Below are 18,515 nucleotides of genomic sequence, written 5' to 3' on the forward strand. Positions count from 1 at the left end.
AAAGAGCAGCGAATCGCTGCTCTTTTTATTGCTCGCTTATTGGGGCGAACTAAAAACATTTCTGTATAGAAAGCTTTCTACAATGCAGCAAGTGCCGCTGCGTAGTTTGGCTCTTCAGTGATCTCAGCAACTAATTCGCTGTGTGTCACTAGGCCTTCTTCGTTGATACAAACAACTGCGCGAGTTGTTAGGCCAGCAAGAGCACCTTCTGGAATCTCTACGCCGTAGCTTGCTGCGAATGCTGGTGAACGGAAAGTCGAAGCGTGTTGAACACCTTCAATACCTTCTACTTCACAGAAGCGACCTGCAGCAAAAGGAAGATCAGCAGATACACAAACTACAACTGTATTTTCTAGCTGTGCAGCTTTTTCATTGAAAGTACGTACACTTTGAGCGCATGTTGGTGTGTCGATGCTTGGGAAAATGTTCAGTACAACTTTTTTACCTTTCAGAGAAGCCAGAGTTAGCTCTGAAAGATCGCCAGTTGTAAGTGAAAACTCAGGAGCTTGGCTGCCGGCTTGAGGAGTTGAGCCGTTGATTTGTACAGGGTTACCTTGAAACGTTACAGTAGACATATAAAACCTATTTAACTTATTTAGAATATTTATGGGTTGGTGTTCTATTTAATACTTGCATGAAATAGCCCCACTTGTAAATAGATTGTTTGTTTTTGATACATTATCGTTTCATTTGGTTTTACAGATAAGTTTTATGAAGAGATAAAGAAAAACCCCGAGAGCTTGCGCTCATCGGGGTCTGTAGTCTTACTCGCAGCAATCCGGCTACTAAGTGTGCTCCATGCATCAAATCCATGATAGTGTGCTGTTATCCTTCAGCGTATTCCTTTCGTCGCCTTCCTAGCGGTGTCCTTGATCTTATCCTGATCTGCCAACAATCCTCGTTAGCGCGCGTCACTTGTTCCTTGAGCGGTGTCCTTTACATCATCCTGATGTTTAGTCCTTTCCTCGTCCAGAGGTGTCCATTGTCTTTCCTTAGTAGCAACCATCCTAGTTACTATTGCGTCCATTCAATGTCCATTTCGCTATCCATGCCGATTATTCATCCTGAGTAATCGAATCTTCATCCTGAAGATAACCAAGTCCTTGGCGTTTCCTGTTCCGTGTCAGCATCCTTCCGACACCATTAATATTAGCGATCTCCAATTTATCAGCAATGGCACCTAGGTGAATTATCTCGGTGACTTCTTGCTTGTAAAATATACGTTTCCTTTTGTTTCAATTAGTTAGGGTTGGTTGTTGTTAGTTCTCTTAGCTAAATATCGATATTCACTCACTGACTTGTGAGAGATCTCGCACAAGCTAATGAGTGAAAAGGGATACATATTCGCTATTGCCCAATGGCTACGCCTTCACGGCGAGGGTCAGCAGCCCCTTCTAGGCCATCTTTTGTTATGCGAATTGCGTGTAATCCAGAGTTAAGATCGCGGATGTTCACCTCGAATCCCATTTTTTCAAGCTCAGGTTTAAAGCTCTCTGCCGATGTTCCTTTTTCGATATCCAATGTGCCGAATCGGTTTAGGAAATGTGGTTGGTTGATGGCTTGTTGAATATCCATGTCCCATTGGGTGTGAGCAATGATCGCTTGTGCGACATAACCTATGATGCGGCTGCCACCCGGAGAGCCAATCGCCATGTAAGGTTTTTCGTCTTGCATGATAATGGTTGGTGCCATCGAAGAGCGTGGACGTTTGCCTGGTTCAAGTCGGTTAGCGATAGGCTTGCCATTGTTGTGGGTCTTGAATGAGAAGTCTGTCAGTTCGTTGTTAAGTAGGAAGCCTCTCACCATTAAACGGGAGCCGAATGCATTCTCAATGGTGGTAGTCATCGATACTACATTTCCATCAGCATCAACAATGTTGAAGTGGCTGGTGGAAGGAAGCTCAATCGAAATGTCCTGACTTCTTTGCATCGCATGATCCCATGGTGGGGTTCCGGATGGTGCGCTCTCTAAAGCTTTACCTGCAGTAATTAATTGTGAGCGTTCTTGTAAATAGTCAGTATTTACTAACCCTTGCGTCGGCATTGGTACGTAATCTTGGTCTGCCATATACATTCCACGGTCAGCAAAGGCTAAACGTGAAGCGTCTGCTAACACTTGCCATGATTTAGCGTTGTCGGGCCCCCAAGATTTAAGATCAAACTGTTCTGTCATTGCTAAGATTTGACCAACCGTGAGGGCGCCAGAACTTGGCGGTCCCATGCCACAAACTTGGTAGCTCTCATAAGCGGAACAAACGGGTTCACGCTGCTTGATTGAATAAGCATCAAAGTCTTTTTGAGCTAAAACGCCGGGGTTACCTTTCGCGGTTTGTACTGTGTTGATAATGTCAGCGGTAATCTCACCTTGGTAGAACGCTTTAGCACCATCTTTTGAGATCGCTTCTAACGTAGCTGCGTATTGTGGGTTTTTAAGTCGAGTTCCTGATGTTTTCGGGCTGCCATCGGCATTAAAGAAGTATGCTTTAGTAGCTGCAAACCGGCTTAGTCGTTGTTGGTCGTTTTCAATCAAGGTGGCTAAACGCGGACTGATGGTAAAACCTTCTTCGGCTAGTTGAGCAATTGGCTTGATCAGTGATGCCCACTCTAACTTGCCGTATTTCTGGTGAGTGTCCCACAACAATTGCACCGTACCTGGTGTCGCAACTGAGCGACCGCCAACAACGGCATCATAAAACTTAAGCGGTTGGCCGTTTTCGTCCTGGAATAGACGTGGTGTGGCATCAAGTGGTGCAGTTTCACGACCATCGTAGGTTTTGAGTTGCTTGTCCTTGCCATCAAAATAAACAAGGAACGCACCACCACCAATACCTGATGACTGAGGCTCCACCAAACCAAGCATAAGTTGTACAGCAACCATGGCATCAATCGCATTACCACCACGAGCAAGCACATCAGCACCAGCCTGTGTTGCTAATGGGTTGGCTGCGGTGACCATCCAGTCATTGGCTTTAACGAGTTGCTTGGTTTCTAAACCACTACTTTGTTCGGGTGCGACGGAATCGGCAGCTTGATTTGCCCAACTGACGTGAGAGGCAAAAAGTAGGGTAGAAGTGGCGAGGGTTGTTAGTTTTGTTTTCCACAGCATGATCTTCTCCTTTTAATATGCAGAGCTAGATTGGCAGTGGAAATAATATTTAGCCAGTACGTTGTTAATGAATTGTAATCTTGATTCTAATTTAAATAAGCAGCGATGAAGCAGATTGCCATAGGATACTTAAGCCAATCATGGTGAATACCGCACCACATAGACCATCAATATAAACAGTCGCTTCATGTAGCTTCTTCTGTAGAGCTTTGGTGGATAGTGTCCAAGCCAATAGCGAGAACCAAAACAACGAAAGGCCAAATAGGATGATTAACGCAAAGCCTTTACCTGAAAGAGACATATCAGCGGGTACTAGGCTCGACATCAAACTAATAAAGAACACTAAGGCTTTGGGGTTGAGGATGTTAGTCATAAACCCTTTAGAAAATGCCTCTCGTTTATTGGTAAGAATTAGATCACTGGATTCGGTTGAATCTGTGTCATCGTCGTGATGTTGAATGATTTGCCAGGTGGCTTTTAGTGCTCCATAGCCGAGATACAATAAATAACTACCACCTGCTAGTTGTATGATCGCAAATAAGGTTGGCTGCTGGTGGACGAGATAGCTGATCCCAGTCAGGCTGAGTAGTGAATGCAGTAAGATCCCACAAGATAATCCTAAAGCTACATATAAACCTGTTTGTCTGCCATGACGAGTCGCGTTTTGAACGACAAGCGCAAAGTCGGGGCCTGGGCTCATCAAAGCGATGAAGTGGATGGAGGCTAGGGTGATAAGTATGGTGACTTCGTTCATTGTTTGTTCTCAATAACGTTGCCGCTATTTTCTAATAAGTAATCGTATTGAGCGTAGCTTACCGTGATTTAAAATCGAGCAATTGTAAATTATCAACACTTAGTTGATTTGTGAAGGTGGTACGCCGAATGTGGTTTTGAAAGCCTTGGAAAAATGTGCCTGATCATAAAATCCTACTTGATGTGCGACCTTAGTCCCGCAGATCCCTGATTTAATTAAACGCATGCTTTGTTCCATACGTAATCGGCTTAGCCATGCGTAAGGAGTGATCTTCATTTTGTTTTTAAAATGTCGCTGGAATTGAGTTGTGGTTAAGCCACATAGATCAGACAGATGTTCTAAGCGAATGGGTTGGTCAAGATTCGCCATTAGGTATTCTTTCAGAGTACGGATAGATTGATTGCCCAATTGAATTTGGTTCTTCGATCCGAATTGAGCATAACGATCCACAATGGAAGAGAAACCCTCAAAGGGTAGACAATCCTGAGCGAGTTGGCTGACGTTTTGATTAATTAACAAGCCATGTAGGTTGCAGAGTTGTGAGAAAGCCGCGTGATCAGAGAGGATCAACTCAGAAAAGCCTAATGTGTGACCATTTTGCTTGGGATCGGCAAGATCTTGAAACCATTGGGGAGAAACTGCAAACACACTCACTTGATAGCCAGAATCGAGCTTAGAGTAACCGTCATGCAGCTCATCGGGTGGCATGATAACCACTTGCCCAGCTCCCACATGATGACTAGTCCCTTGATAGACAAACTTTTGTTGGCCTTGAGTGATTAAGCCAATGTGGAAGTCCAGGTGATAGTGGCGCTGAAAAGCAAACTCTTGGTATTGAGCTTGGATTAGGCTGATATCTTTTGTTGGTGTCGAGTAATAGTGGACTTTATCCATGGTACAAAAAAAAGCTTGGTCAAATTGTCATCAATTCAACCAAGCTTATCTTCGTAATTCACCGTTGTCTTGTAAAAAACGATCAGTGTTACTATTTAGCTCGTTTGTTCTTCTTATTGTTACGCAAGCCATCAAAGCTGAAAAGCACTAGAGCGCCCCAGATGAAGGCAAAGGTGATAGCTTTGTCGGAAGTGAATGCTTCGCCATAAATCAGAACTGCCAGTAAGAACATCAAGCTAGGTCCTATGTACTGGAAGAAGCCGAGTGTTGATAGCTTTAAGCGTGTCGCAGCCCCTGTAAAGCACAGCAATGGTAAAGTTGTAATTACTCCGGCTGCTACTAGCAGAAGGTTCAGTTGCATCGAGTTTACGGCTAAGTCTGATGTTGCACTGTCGGCAATGAACAGTAAATAAATAGCCGCAGCAGGTAACATGACTAAGGTTTCGATGAATAAGCCAGTTTGAGCTTCTAGCCCTACCTTTTTTCGCAATAAACCGTAAAAGCCAAAGCTGAATGCGAGTCCAATAGCAACGATAGGAACTGAGCCAAAAGCGATTAATTGCACTAAGACGCCAATCGCGGCAAGGCTTACCGCAAACCATTGTAATTTCCTTAATCGTTCCCCGAGAAAGATCATCCCAAGCAGTACGTTGATGAGAGGGTTAATGTAATAACCTAAGCTCGCATCAAGCATATGATTTGAATTGACTGCCCATATAAAAATCAGCCAATTGACGCCAACTAGTAACGACGTTGAAACTAGATACGTCATTTTATTTTTAGACGTTAGCGTTTTTCGTACATTTCGCCAATTACGGCCAATATGTAGCAGAAATGCCAGTAAGAAAAATGACCACACCACACGGTGACTCAAGATTTCTAGAGGGGATACTTCTGCTAAAGATTTGAAATATATAGGGGCGATACCCCACATAGTGTACGCGCCAATCGCAAGCAATATTCCTTGGCGGGTCCGTTGTTGTTCTTCAGGTGTCATGCAACTTTCTCTAGCACTGAGTGCTTATTAATAAGATTTATAAGAGAGTTGGTCAGTATAGGAGCGTTAACCCTTTTCACCTAACAATTTGCGGTTTAATTCACCAGCATTCCCCTCTACAATGTGCGCCTTGCTTGCCAACGCTGCATGCTGATTTTACACCTCTATTAGGATTAATAATGACCACCACTCTAATTGCTGAGCAAATCCCCACTCCTGCGAATGATGCACAAAATATCTTAGAAGATATTTTTGGCTATCAAAGCTTTCGCGATGGTCAGCAAGAGGTGATAGAGCTCGCGATCGAAGGTAAAGACAGCTTAGTCATTATGCCGACAGGCGGTGGTAAATCCCTTTGTTACCAAATTCCAGCTTTAGTGCGTGAAGGGTTAACTTTAGTTATTTCCCCGTTGATCTCTTTAATGAAAGACCAAGTGGATCAACTGAAGGCCAATGGTGTCGCGGCGGAGTGTATTAACTCTTCAATGCCACGTGACCAACTGTTGAGTGTGTTCAATCGTATGAACTCAGGCCAACTTAAGATGGTTTATGTGTCGCCAGAGCGCGTGTTGATGCGTGACTTCATTGAGCGCCTTCAAGGTTTACCGCTTTCTATGATTGCCGTCGATGAGGCACACTGTATTTCACAGTGGGGACATGATTTCCGCCCTGAGTACGCGTCTCTTGGTCAGTTAAAGCAGTATTTCCCGCATGTGCCTTATATGGCGCTTACGGCGACGGCTGACGATGCAACACGTAACGATATTATTCAGCGCCTGCAGCTGGTGGATCAGCATACTCATTTGGGTAGCTTTGACCGTCCGAACATTCGTTACAACCTAGTTGAAAAACATAAGCCCGTTTCCCAAGTCGTTCGCTACCTAGAAACACAGAAAGGTAATTGTGGCATCATTTATTGTGGCAGCCGAAAGAAAGTTGAAATGGTGACCGAGAAGCTATGTAACAACGGTATTCGTGCCGCCGGTTACCATGCTGGTATGGATACTGACGAACGTGCTTATGTTCAAGAAGCGTTTCAACGAGATGACATTCAAATTGTTGTGGCAACAGTCGCTTTTGGTATGGGTATCAACAAACCCAATGTTCGTTTTGTCGTGCACTTTGATATTCCTCGTAACATTGAGTCTTACTATCAGGAAACGGGTAGAGCAGGGCGTGATGGCTTACCTGCTGAAGCGATGATGCTGTTTGACCCTGCCGACATGGGGTGGTTACGTCGTATGCTCGATGAAAAAGAAGAAGGTCCGCAGAAACAAGTCGAGATGCACAAGCTCAATGCGATGAGTGCATTTGCTGAAGCACAGACTTGTCGTCGTCAGGTGCTATTGAACTACTTTGGTGAGTACAGGGAAAAGCCTTGTGGCAACTGCGATATTTGTCTGGATCCTCCGAAACATTTTGATGCGACCCAAGAAGCACAAAAAGCGCTGTCATGTGTGTACCGCGTGAATCAGTCATTCGGCATGGGTTATGTAGTAGAAGTGATGCGTGGTATGCAGAATATCCGTGTTCGTGATAATGGTCATGATAAGCTTTCCACTTACGGGATAGGCCGTGACCATAGTCATGACTACTGGATCAGTATTTTTCGCCAACTTATACACAAAGGCTTATTGTTCCAAAATATCACCCGTAACTCGACGTTGCAGCTGACTGAAGAAGCGCGCCCATTACTACGTGGCGAAATGTCACTAGAGTTGGCTGTACCTCGTTTAGATACCGCAGTACGTAGTGCAAAAGCCGATAAACTCACCAGCAAAAATTACGATAAGAAGTTGTTTGCTAAATTACGTAAGTTGCGTAAATCCATTGCGGATGAAGATGGATTACCGCCTTATGTCGTATTCAGTGATGCAACTTTGATTGATATGGCTGAAATTTTGCCTACTTCTTATGGTGAAATGCTTGCGGTTAATGGCGTTGGCCAACGCAAGCTCGACAAATACGCCGATCCATTCCTCGATTTGATCCAAGAACATATTACGACTCACGGCTAATCGATTAGCTTATAGAAACTGCTAGCTCATAGAAAAAGAAGAAGGTTGATAGGGACATGACAACACAGACAGCATTTGGCTTAAGAGAATATTTAGCGGAAGAAGGACGTTTACTGATTACGTCCCCAAGTTTTGATTTTGACTCTTACGAAGCGTTAGGTGAAAAGCTGGTGGCATTACTGTCAGCTTCTATTGTTGAAAAACAATGGGATGCTGATATGCATTCCTGGTTGATTGATTTTGAAGACTGTCGGATGTTTTTGAAATCGGAACACTACAGCGAATCAATCTGGTTTGAGTCTTTGAATGTTGAAGATAGCAAAGAAGAGTTCGATTATTTAGCTCAGTTATTCCGACGCGGCTTTTAGCCCACAGCCTGTTAAGTCGATTCTTTTTGTAGAAAAACGATTGCGTTTATTGCATTCGTTGCGCCAATAATTGATTAATGTATAATCGCTCGCCGCTCCAATGAGCGATTTTTAAATTTTTGTTTTTCACATTATTGGTAAGAGCATTGTTCAATACTTTGAATGATTGACTCGATTTGGGTTCCCTCACCCCCAAACCAAACTAAAAAGGTACAGCATGAGTAACTTTACCCCTGCGCAACAGCGCAAAGCCCTAGCACTATTAGTTTTGTTCCATTTAATCATCATTGCATCTAGCAATTATTTGGTTCAGCTACCTTTTACCATCTTTGGTATGCACACCACTTGGGGCGCTTTCACTTTCCCGTTTATCTTCCTTGCAACAGATTTAACTGTACGTATCTTTGGTGCACAGCTTGCTCGTAAAATCATTTTCTTAGTAATGTTACCAGCGCTAGCCGTCTCTTATTTACTATCGGTGGTCTTCTTTGAAGGGCAATTCCAAGGTTTCAGTCAATTAGGCGAATTCAATTTGTTTGTTGCGCGTATTGCTGCGGCAAGCTTTATGGCTTACCTACTTGGTCAGATCCTGGATGTGCATGTGTTTAACCGTTTACGTCAGTTAAAACAATGGTGGGTCGCACCAACTTGCTCTACGTTGATCGGTAACGCGTTAGATACCATCGCTTTCTTTGCGATAGCTTTTTACCAAAGCACAGACCCTTTCATGGCTGAGCACTGGACTGAGATTGCACTGGTTGATTACGGATTCAAACTTATCATCAGCCTAGGCTTGTTTGTTCCAATGTATGGCGTGCTTTTGAACTATGTTGTTAAGAAGCTGACCGCTGTGAACCCTAACTTTAAAGCGACGGGTGTTAACGCTTAGCTTCCACTCTCGAGCTGAATATAGCGATTTACAGCCTAGAAAAGTTAGGTAAGAGAAAGCCCAAGTTAGCGAACTAACTTGGGCTTTTTAATATCTGCATCTAGAACTAAATTAGATACTTTCTATACTGAGCGGCCAGCCAATATCTGTTTGTCTATTAGACTCGATCTCTAGCTCTGCAGCCGTAAGTGGATTGTCAGCTAGCCATTGTTTAGAAAGTGCCAAAGCCAGGTTGTTACCATCAGTCGTTAACTGAAACTCAGGTTCTAGTGCTGGATTACGACGATGGGTTAGCAAAATTGCCAAGCGTAGAATACGTAAAATACGCTTGCTGCTAGTACCTGATACTGCGTGTTGCTCTGGTAGTGAGGTTAACTGTTCGCGGTAGCGACGTGTCAATTCACCCAGGTAATGTTTTTGTGCTCGCGTAAAGCCAGGCAGATCTAAGTTCTGTAGTAGGTACGCACTGTGCTCGCCGCCTTTTTTGAAATCGATAGTTAAACCAATCTCATGAAGCTTAGCGGCAGTTTGCAATAGTACGCTAGCTTGAGGTTCTGAAACCCAACCCTCACCGCCGGCTTGCTCTAACAGAGTTTGTGCCACCGCTGCTACTTGTGCACCGTAGCTTACGTCCATTTGATAGCGCGATTGAACGCTCTTAATAGTACGTGCACGGATGTCTTCTTGGCGTAGTTCATCAACCATTTCGTAAGCGAGGCCTTCACGAAGAGCACCGCCTGCGAGTGTCATTGAATCTATTTCAAGTAGTTCAAAAATTGCGATAAGAATAGAAAGGCCACTAGGGAACACTAATGCGCGCTCAAGGGTTAGCCCTTCTATTTCCAGTTCTTCCAAGCGCTCGGTAATCATCGCTTGTTTTTGTAAGCGTTTGAGTTTGGCATGGGTGATGACTTCATCCATACCTTGAGCAAGCATGATTTCTTGTAATGCTTGCACGGTACCACTTGCGCCTACACAGACGTCCCAACCCAGCTGAGTATAGTTATCTAAGATAGGTGCTAAAGTTGCTTTGGCTGCTTCAATGGCATTATCAAAGTTACTGGTATTGAGTTGGCGATCTTTAAAGTGGCGCTCTAACCAAGTGACACAACCCATTTTCAGGCTTGTGAGTGCTTTGGCTTCAAACCCTTCACCAATGATCATTTCTGTACTAGCGCCACCGATATCAACAACTAATCGGCGGCCACTGCCACCTGATGTATGTGCGACACCTTTAAAAATGGTTGCAGCTTCTTCTTCACCAGTAATGACATTAATGTCGTAACCAAGGATTTGATTGGCTTGTTTAAGAAAAATATCCACATTGGTTGCTGTACGCAGGGTCGCTGTACCAACAATGCGGATATTTTCTTTAGGAATATCCTGTAGTCGTTCTGCAAATAGGCTCAAACAGTCCCAACCGCGTTGCATGGCTTCGTGGCTAAGTGCATTTTCTTCATCTAACCCAGCTGCTAAACGAACTTTACGTTTAATTTTGGCCATGGTTTGTACGCTACCATCAATGTGACGTACAACGAGCATGTGGAAACTATTCGACCCGAGGTCGATGGCGGCGTAAAGCGGAGATGACACTGTTTGACTCATAGACGACTAAGCTTCCTTGTTATGACGTGGCTGACGAGGGCGACGATTTTGATGCGGTTTACGGTTACCATTACGAGAGCCACCATTGTTAGTGCGGCGCTGTTGTGGGTTGCGTGAACGCATACGTAGTGGTGCAGGTAAATCTTCAATTAACGCAGCAGCATCGTAATCTGATACTGGGATTGAGTGTTCAATGTATTCTTCAATCGGTGGAAGGTTAATTGCGTAGTCTTCACAAGCAAAGCTAATTGAGTGACCACTTGCGCCAGCACGACCAGTACGACCGATACGGTGAACGTAATCTTCACAATCGTCAGGCAGGTCGAAGTTGAATACGTGAGTTACTTGAGGAATATGTAGACCACGAGCCGCAACGTCAGTTGCTACTAGTAAATCAACATCACCTTTAGTGAATTGCTCTAGGATCTTTTCACGTTTCTTCTGTGGAACATCACCAGTTAGTAGACCAACGCGGTGACCATCTGCTGCTAGGTGGCCCCAAACAGATTCACATTTGTGTTTAGTGTTAGCGAAAATAATAGCGCGATCTGGCCATTCTTCTTCGATAAGAGTTTGTAGAAGGCCCATTTTGTGTTCATTTGAAGGGTAGAACAACTCTTCTTGAATACGGTGGCCAGTTTTACGCTCTGGTTCTACAACGACATGCTCAGGGTTGTGCATGTGTTCGAAAGCCAGCTCTTGTACACGGTAAGAAAGCGTCGCAGAGAACAGCATGTTCAAGCGATCTTGAGGCTCTGGCATACGGCGGAACAAGAAACGAATGTCTTTAATAAAGCCAAGATCGAACATACGGTCTGCTTCATCAAGAACAACGGCTTGAATGTGGTTAAGGTTGAAAACCTTCTGCTTGTAGAAATCAATGATACGGCCAGTGGTACCGATCAGGATGTCTACACCTTCTTCAATCTTGCCTAATTGCTTGTCGTAGCTTTCGCCACCATAAGCAAGTGCAGCTTTGATACCAGTGCTTGCGATAAGAGACTCAGCATCGTTGTAGATCTGAATCGCGAGTTCGCGAGTTGGTGCCATAATAATTGCACGAGGCTGATTAGGCTTGCGGCTTTCAGGAACTGGTGTTTTTAGTAGGTGGTTAAAAGTAGCAGTAAGAAACGCTAGCGTTTTACCAGTGCCCGTTTGGGCCTGGCCTGCAATATCTTGGCCGGTGAGCAGTACCGGCAGCGCCAAGGCTTGGATAGGGGTACAGTAATCGAACCCTTTTTTCTCCAATCCTTCAATGACTTGGGTGTTTAAATCCAAATCGGCGAACTTTTGCTCTGTGATATGCGTCTTTTTCATTGCTATAGAATATCAGCTTAAGCTTGCAATACGAAAGTAAATACATTCCAATAGGGCATCTATTTACTGGTTATCATCCAACCAGTTCTAAAAAACACATTGGAGTGGAAGATGAGTGATAAGATTTTGCAGCTAACTGATGACGGTTTTGATAACGATGTAATCAATGCTGCAGGCCCTGTTCTTGTTGATTTCTGGGCAGAATGGTGTGGTCCATGTAAGATGATTGCGCCTATCCTTGATGAAATCTCTGAAGAGTACGAAGGCAAGCTCACTATCGGTAAATTAAATATCGACCAAAACGCAGGTACTCCACCAAAGTTTGGTATTCGCGGTATTCCAACACTGCTTTTATTTAAAGATGGCGGTGTGGCAGCAACGAAAGTTGGTGCATTGTCTAAAACTCAACTAAAAGAGTTTTTAGACGCTAACCTTTAATAGGTAGAGTCACTGAAAAGAAACCGTGCTATTTAACAGATGCACGGTTTTGTTTTTTCAAACTCTGGACTAGGCTAATAATTAGTGCTAATTTATCGCACGTTAATTGAACAGATTTCACTTCTTGGTCGATCCTGTGACCAAATCCTTCTTAACTTAAGAAAACAGATCCTATTTTGACTAAACAAACTTCCACCACTATGAATCTTACTGAACTGAAGAACAGACCTGTGTCTGAACTTGTAAAACTTAGCGAAAGCTTAGGTCTTGAAAATCAAGCTCGTCTAAGAAAGCAAGACATTATCTTCTCCATCCTTAAAGCGCATGCAAAAAGTGGTGAAGACATTTTTGGCGACGGGGTACTGGAAATTCTTCAAGACGGTTTTGGTTTCCTGCGCAGCGCCGACAGTTCATACCTTGCTGGCCCTGATGATATTTACGTGTCTCCTAGCCAGATCCGCCGCTTTAACCTACGTACAGGTGACTCGATTGGCGGTAAAATTCGCCCACCTAAAGACGGCRAACGTTACTTTGCATTACTTAAAGTAAACACGGTTAACTACGACAAGCCAGACAACGCTCGCAACAAGATTCTTTTCGAAAACCTTACTCCTCTTCATGCCAACGAACGTATGGTTATGGAAGCTGGTAATGGTGCAACTGAAGATATTACTGCTCGTATTCTCGACCTTGCTTCTCCAATTGGTAAAGGCCAGCGTGGTTTGATTGTTGCTCCGCCAAAAGCGGGTAAAACAATGTTGCTGCAAAATATTGCTCAAAGCATTGCTCGTAACCACCCAGAATGTGAATTAATGGTTCTTCTAATCGACGAACGTCCAGAAGAAGTAACCGAGATGCAACGCCTAGTTAAAGGCGAAGTTGTTGCTTCAACATTCGATGAGCCAGCATCTCGCCACGTACAAGTTGCGGAAATGGTAATCGAAAAAGCAAAACGTCTTGTTGAACATAAGAAAGACGTAGTTATCTTGCTTGACTCTATTACTCGTCTAGCTCGTGCATATAACACGGTTGTTCCATCATCAGGTAAAGTTCTTACCGGTGGTGTAGACGCTAACGCACTTCACCGTCCAAAGCGTTTCTTCGGTGCTGCTCGTAACGTAGAAGAAGGTGGTAGCTTAACTATCATCGCTACAGCACTTGTAGATACTGGTTCTAAGATGGACGAAGTAATTTACGAAGAGTTTAAAGGTACAGGTAACATGGAACTGCACCTAAACCGTAAGATTGCTGAAAAACGTGTATTCCCTGCTATCGACTTCAATCGTTCTGGTACTCGTCGTGAAGAATTACTGACGAAGAAAGATGAACTGCAGAAGATGTGGATCCTACGTAAGATTGTTCACCCTATGGGTGAAATCGATGCGATGGAATTCTTAATCGATAAGCTAGCAATGACTAAGACCAATGATGAATTCTTCGATGCGATGCGTCGCCAGAAATAATCATTAGCTCTTTGCACGATTAGTTATTTGAACGCCACTTTCGAGTGGCGTTTTTTATTGCAATTTAGCCCCCGAGAWTGCAATATAAACAAAAATGTTACAGGGAAGTTAAAATGCAACAAGGAATGTTGTCGTCATTACTCCTGTCTGCGTCATTACTCTTTGCCACTGCTCCATCAGTCGCAACAGAAATGTCAGTAAATACGGTAGAGCAATGGCTTGAAAACGAACAAGTTAAAGCGAAAACCTCAGAGCTTCTAGAACTCGTTGTCCAAGACGATGTAGATTCATTGCGCTTTGCTCTTCAGCGACTTGCTTTTCCTCAGCAAGAAGTCGCGCGCTACCAACTGCTTTCAAAACTCGAGCAACAACAATTCGCACTCACTCCTAAAATGTCTATTTTTGTTAATCAACAACTATCGTTGACGCCGACTTACCAAGTCTTAGAGCGTGGGGATGGGTATGAATTCACTGTGCCTGCTTTCAACTATCAATCAGTTGCGAGTCGTTTAATCAAACAGTGGAATCAAGACCAAACAATTTTGGCCTTCGTACTTAAGGCCGAAGAGCGTGATTTAGTTTTACAGGAATGGCTGTCAGGGGCTGACCACCAAGTACAAGCGAGAGAAGCATTACTAATTCGTGAACTCGATAGCTTGTCATTTGAAGCTGTGGACTACTTAGCCAAACAGCTAACCGATAATAAAGTGGTGGGTTGGCTGCCTTCAACACAAGTTATGGTTCGACTTGCTCAAGTTAGTGAAGATCCTGCTGTATATCAAATGCTGTGGAGAATGAAAGCGGATTATTACAGTAAGACAGAGCTAGAGCGCTTAGCGAGGACTGAGTCCGAGTTTTCACTTGAACAAGTTATGGCAGCTACTAAAAACCCGAGCTTAAAAGCTGAAGCGATTTCTTTGCTGACAAAAGTTAACCCATTACCAGATCATGTAAAGTCATTCTTAGTCTCGCGAATGGCGTTAACGGATGAAGCTTCAATTGTGGCTAGAGAATTAGCGGAACAAGGGCATTCAGGCTGGCTAGAGGAACTTGTCAAAGATAACCCTCAGGTAAAAACAAGTTTGATTGAACAAGTCTTGCCGTAAGTGGACTTTGGTTCTCAATAACCATACTAAAAAGGGGGATCTCAGGGTTCTCCTTTTTGATATACTGCTGTCAGATTAATCAGCATTAGAAGCCCTATGAGTTATAAGGATTTACGCGATTTTATCGACCACCTTGAAGGTATTGGTCAGTTAAAACGCATTTCTCACCCAGTCGACCCAGACTATGAAATGACAGAAATCAGCGACAGAACTCTGCGTGCTGGTGGACCTGCACTTCTTTTTGAAAACCCTATTGGTTATTCCATGCCAGTTCTGACCAACTTATTTGGTACGCCAGAGCGTGTAGCAATTGGTATGGGACGTCAGGATGTTCAAGAACTGCGAGAAGTCGGTAAGCTATTAGCTTATTTAAAAGAGCCTGAACCACCCAAGGGCTTCAAAGATGCGTTAGATAAATTACCAGTATTCAAGCAAGTTCTGAATATGCCAGCCAAGCGACTTCGTAAAGCAGCTTGTCAGAAAGTTGTATGGCAAGGTGATGAAGTCGATCTCGATAAAATTCCAGTGATGAGTTGTTGGGCTGATGATGTAGCACCGCTTTTAACTTGGGGTTTAACGGTTACTCGTGGTCCGAATAAGAAACGCCAGAACTTGGGTATTTATCGACAGCAAAAAATCGGTAAAAACAAAATTATTATGCGTTGGCTTGCGCACCGTGGTGGTGCTCTTGATTTACGAGAGTGGATGGAAACCAACCCAGGCAAGCCGTTCCCAGTCTCTGTAGCGTTTGGCGCAGACCCGGCGACGATTCTCGGCGCAGTAACTCCTGTTCCAGATACTTTATCGGAATATGCTTTTGCAGGTTTATTGCGTGGAAGTAAAACTGAGGTGGTTAAATCAATCAGCAACGACCTTGAAGTACCAGCAAGTGCCGAAATTGTGATGGAAGGATACATAGATCCGAATGAGTTTGCAGATGAAGGCCCTTATGGAGATCACACTGGTTACTACAACGAGAAAGAAAAACACCATGTGTTTACCATTACTCATGTGACCATGCGTGAGAACCCAATTTATCACAGTACCTACACAGGCCGTCCACCCGATGAGCCTGCAGTATTGGGTGTCGCACTGAATGAAGTATTTGTTCCTATTCTTCAGAAGCAGTTCCCTGAGATAGAAGATTTCTATTTACCACCGGAAGGTTGTTCGTATCGAATGGCTGTTGTGACAATGAAGAAGCAATATCCCGGTCATGCTAAGCGCGTGATGATGGGAGTTTGGTCTTTCTTACGTCAGTTCATGTACACCAAATTTGTTTTAGTGTGTGATGAGGACGTGAATGCACGCGATTGGTCTCAGGTTACCGCGGCGATGTCTGAACACATGGAGCCAATACGCGATAGTTTGATGATCGAAAGCACTCCGATTGACTCACTAGACTTTGCTTCACCTGTTGTAGGTCTAGGTTCAAAAATGGGATTGGATATCACGAGAAAATGGGATGCTGAGCTTGCCCTTTCTGGAGACGCCGAAACACCTAAGCTGGATAAGCAAGATATAGAAGGTCACTTAGCTGAGCTAACTAAGTCGTTTCCTGAAATTAAAGATATACACTTACAAAATGAAAACCCAAGCATGGTTGTTGTCTCTATAGATAAAACTGGTGCAGGGCATGCTAAAAAAATCATGAATGGCGTTTGGAGTCAGTTCGCAGAAAACAAGTTTGTCATCGTGTGTGATGAAGACGTCAATGTCCGTGATTGGAACGATATTATTTGGGCAGTTACGACCCGTATGGATCCTTCAAGAGATACTCTCTTTTTAGAGGGAGATTCTGAACCTTCTAAAATGGGTTTAGATGCCACGAATAAAGTTCAAGGTGAAGAGTGCCTACGTGAATGGGGTATTCCAATTACCAAAGATCCGAAAGTAGTACAAAAGATTGATAGTATTTGGGATCAGCTAGGAATTTTATGAGCTACCAAGTAGTCTTGTACCCAGAAAATATTTCTTTTGGTGTGGAAAAAGGGCAAAAGGTGTTGGAAGCTGCGCTCAACAGCGAGATTAATTTCCCAAACCGTTGCCAAGTTGGCGCATGTGCAATGTGCCTGTGTAAAAAATTAGAAGGGCAAGTTAGTTACCATCTTGAACCTATGCTCACAGAGAAAGAGCAAGCACAAGGTTGGATTTTTGCTTGTCAGGCATTTGCAGAAAGTAATTTAGTTTTAACCTTTGATGAATAAGGTTAGCGAGAGGAACATATGACGATTAAATGTAAAGTTAAGTCTATCGAGCCGTTGGCTTGTAATACTTATCAAATTCTACTTCATCCAGAAACTCCAGTTGCTTTTAAAGCTGGACAGTACCTAATGGTAGAAATGGGTGAGAAAGACAAACGCCCGTTTTCAATTGCAAGTAGCCCTTGTCGCCATGAAGGTGAGTTAGAGCTTCATATCGGTGCTGCGGAACAAAATGCTTATGCACTAGAAGTTGTAGAAGCAATGAAAAAAGCACTTGCTGAAGATGGTGATATTGATATCGATGCTCCACATGGTGACGCATGGATTAAAGAAGAGAGTGAGCGCCCTCTATTACTTATTGCTGGTGGTACCGGCTTTAGTTACGTTCGTTCAATTTTAGATCATTGTATTGCACAAGATCTGTCGAACACTATCTACCTTTACTGGGGTGGTAAAGATGAGCGCCAGCTGTATGCACAATCTGAATTACTAGAAATCGCAGCAAAACATGACAATGTTCACTTTGTACCGGTAGTAGAAGAAGTTCCTGCGAACTGGAATGGAAAGACAGGTAATGTTTTACAGGCAATAAGTGAAGACTTCGCTTCATTAGCAGATTACGACATCTATATAGCTGGTCGTTTTGAAATGGCAGGTGCAGCTCGTGACTTGTTTACGCAAAACAAACAGGCACAAAGTGACCATATGTATGCAGATGCCTACGCGTTTATCTAAGAAAACGTCGGTTATTTGAATGAAAAGAGAGCAGAAATGCTCTCTTTTTTAATGTTTGATGAACTATTGAGCAGTTAACCTCTATTTATTCATTATTTATGAAAAAATAGTTGCTAAGTTCTCAGGGTTCCCTATAATCCGACCCCACTGAGAAGGCAGTCGCCATAAGGCTTCAGAACAAATCAGTAAGACGGAATCAGGTAAGAAATTAAATTTCAAAAAGTGTTTGACACTGAATGCTAATTCGCTAGAATGACCGTCCGCTTTGAGAAGAACACTTCGAAAAGCAAAGCTCTTTAACAATTTAAACCTATCAATCTGTGTGGGCACTCGTTGATGATATCAAAAAAGATTTCCTCGGAAATCGACTTTGGTTTCAATGAACTGAGTGACCAATACGAATAATTACTTTCTCTATAGGGAGGGGTTATTTGGCACAGTCAATTCATTACCATTCTGTTGGAATGGTAATAGCTTTAGAATTACATGTTTACTTCGGTAAATATTAGTTTTGAAGTCAGTATTCATTGAGCCGACAAAATCTTAAATTGAAGAGTTTGATCATGGCTCAGATTGAACGCTGGCGGCAGGCCTAACACATGCAAGTCGAGCGGAAACGACA

The 18,515-nt window shown here is 43.4% G+C and carries 16 protein-coding genes and 1 rRNA gene; 10 read left to right on the forward strand and 7 right to left on the reverse strand.

Annotated elements, in window-relative coordinates; all coding sequences use genetic code 11:
• Positions 1–77: 77 nt before the first annotated feature.
• The 5 genes from tpx to rarD form a co-directional block, all read right to left on the reverse strand.
• Positions 78–575, reverse strand: coding sequence for a thiol peroxidase (tpx, locus tag L4C33_RS05790; protein WP_428811491.1), 498 nt, complete (start codon positions 573–575; stop codon positions 78–80).
• A gap of 772 nt (positions 576–1,347) precedes the next feature.
• Positions 1,348–3,105 carry a gamma-glutamyltransferase gene (ggt, locus tag L4C33_RS05795; protein WP_428811492.1) on the reverse strand — a complete coding sequence of 586 codons (1,758 nt, stop codon included), beginning with the start codon at positions 3,103–3,105 and terminating at the stop codon, positions 1,348–1,350.
• Positions 3,106–3,196: 91 nt separating this feature from the next.
• Positions 3,197–3,859, reverse strand: a complete 663-nt coding sequence (locus tag L4C33_RS05800; protein WP_428811493.1) for a LysE family translocator — start codon at positions 3,857–3,859, stop codon at positions 3,197–3,199.
• Positions 3,860–3,958: 99 nt separating this feature from the next.
• A complete protein-coding gene (locus L4C33_RS05805; protein WP_428811494.1) occupies positions 3,959–4,753 on the reverse strand; it encodes a helix-turn-helix domain-containing protein in 795 nt (264 codons plus the stop codon).
• Between the two features lie 91 nt (positions 4,754–4,844).
• A complete protein-coding gene (rarD, locus tag L4C33_RS05810; RefSeq protein WP_428811495.1) occupies positions 4,845–5,750 on the reverse strand; it encodes an EamA family transporter RarD in 906 nt (301 codons plus the stop codon).
• Positions 5,751–5,929: 179 nt separating this feature from the next.
• On the opposite strand from rarD, the gene recQ reads away from it, so the two are divergent.
• The 3 genes from recQ (at position 5,930) to L4C33_RS05825 (ending at position 9,025) form a co-directional block, all read left to right on the forward strand.
• Positions 5,930–7,768, forward strand: coding sequence for an ATP-dependent DNA helicase RecQ (gene recQ, locus L4C33_RS05815; protein ID WP_428811496.1), 1,839 nt, complete (start codon positions 5,930–5,932; stop codon positions 7,766–7,768).
• 56 nt (positions 7,769–7,824) lie between these two features.
• Positions 7,825–8,136, forward strand: a complete 312-nt coding sequence (locus L4C33_RS05820) for a DUF3630 family protein (RefSeq protein WP_428811497.1) — start codon at positions 7,825–7,827, stop codon at positions 8,134–8,136.
• 217 nt (positions 8,137–8,353) lie between these two features.
• Positions 8,354–9,025 (forward strand): 7-cyano-7-deazaguanine/7-aminomethyl-7-deazaguanine transporter, encoded by a 672-nt coding sequence (locus L4C33_RS05825; RefSeq protein ID WP_428811498.1) that lies wholly within the window; start codon positions 8,354–8,356, stop codon positions 9,023–9,025.
• A 111-nt stretch (positions 9,026–9,136) separates the two neighbouring features.
• On the opposite strand, the gene gppA is transcribed toward L4C33_RS05825, so the two are convergent.
• A complete protein-coding gene (gene gppA / locus L4C33_RS05830) occupies positions 9,137–10,630 on the reverse strand; it encodes a guanosine-5'-triphosphate,3'-diphosphate diphosphatase (protein WP_428811499.1) in 1,494 nt (497 codons plus the stop codon).
• A gap of 6 nt (positions 10,631–10,636) precedes the next feature.
• Positions 10,637–11,947 (reverse strand): ATP-dependent RNA helicase RhlB, encoded by a 1,311-nt coding sequence (gene rhlB, locus L4C33_RS05835; protein ID WP_428811500.1) that lies wholly within the window; start codon positions 11,945–11,947, stop codon positions 10,637–10,639.
• Between the two features lie 111 nt (positions 11,948–12,058).
• On the opposite strand from rhlB, the gene trxA reads away from it, so the two are divergent.
• The 7 genes from trxA to L4C33_RS05870 form a co-directional block, all read left to right on the forward strand.
• Positions 12,059–12,385, forward strand: coding sequence for a thioredoxin TrxA (gene trxA, locus L4C33_RS05840; RefSeq protein WP_428811501.1), 327 nt, complete (start codon positions 12,059–12,061; stop codon positions 12,383–12,385).
• Positions 12,386–12,585: 200 nt separating this feature from the next.
• Positions 12,586–13,848, forward strand: coding sequence for a transcription termination factor Rho (gene rho / locus L4C33_RS05845; protein ID WP_428811507.1), 1,263 nt, complete (start codon positions 12,586–12,588; stop codon positions 13,846–13,848).
• Between the two features lie 113 nt (positions 13,849–13,961).
• Positions 13,962–14,954 carry a hypothetical protein gene (locus L4C33_RS05850; RefSeq protein WP_428811502.1) on the forward strand — a complete coding sequence of 331 codons (993 nt, stop codon included), beginning with the start codon at positions 13,962–13,964 and terminating at the stop codon, positions 14,952–14,954.
• A gap of 96 nt (positions 14,955–15,050) precedes the next feature.
• Positions 15,051–16,895: a 4-hydroxy-3-polyprenylbenzoate decarboxylase gene (ubiD, locus tag L4C33_RS05855; protein WP_428811503.1), complete on the forward strand. Its 1,845-nt coding sequence runs from the start codon at positions 15,051–15,053 to the stop codon at positions 16,893–16,895.
• The gene (locus L4C33_RS05860; protein ID WP_428811504.1) at positions 16,892–17,161 is read left to right on the forward strand and encodes a 2Fe-2S iron-sulfur cluster-binding protein; all 270 of its coding nucleotides are present in this window, start codon (positions 16,892–16,894) and stop codon (positions 17,159–17,161) included. Before ubiD ends, L4C33_RS05860 begins: the two co-directional genes overlap by 4 nt.
• An 18-nt stretch (positions 17,162–17,179) precedes the next feature.
• Positions 17,180–17,893, forward strand: a complete 714-nt coding sequence (gene fre, locus L4C33_RS05865; protein ID WP_428811505.1) for an NAD(P)H-flavin reductase — start codon at positions 17,180–17,182, stop codon at positions 17,891–17,893.
• Positions 17,894–18,438: 545 nt separating this feature from the next.
• Positions 18,439–18,515: ribosomal RNA gene (locus L4C33_RS05870) — 16S ribosomal RNA — on the forward strand; the annotation flags it as partial.

This window comes from Vibrio makurazakiensis, from assembly GCF_050337375.1.
Lineage (GTDB): Bacteria > Pseudomonadota > Gammaproteobacteria > Enterobacterales > Vibrionaceae > Vibrio > Vibrio makurazakiensis.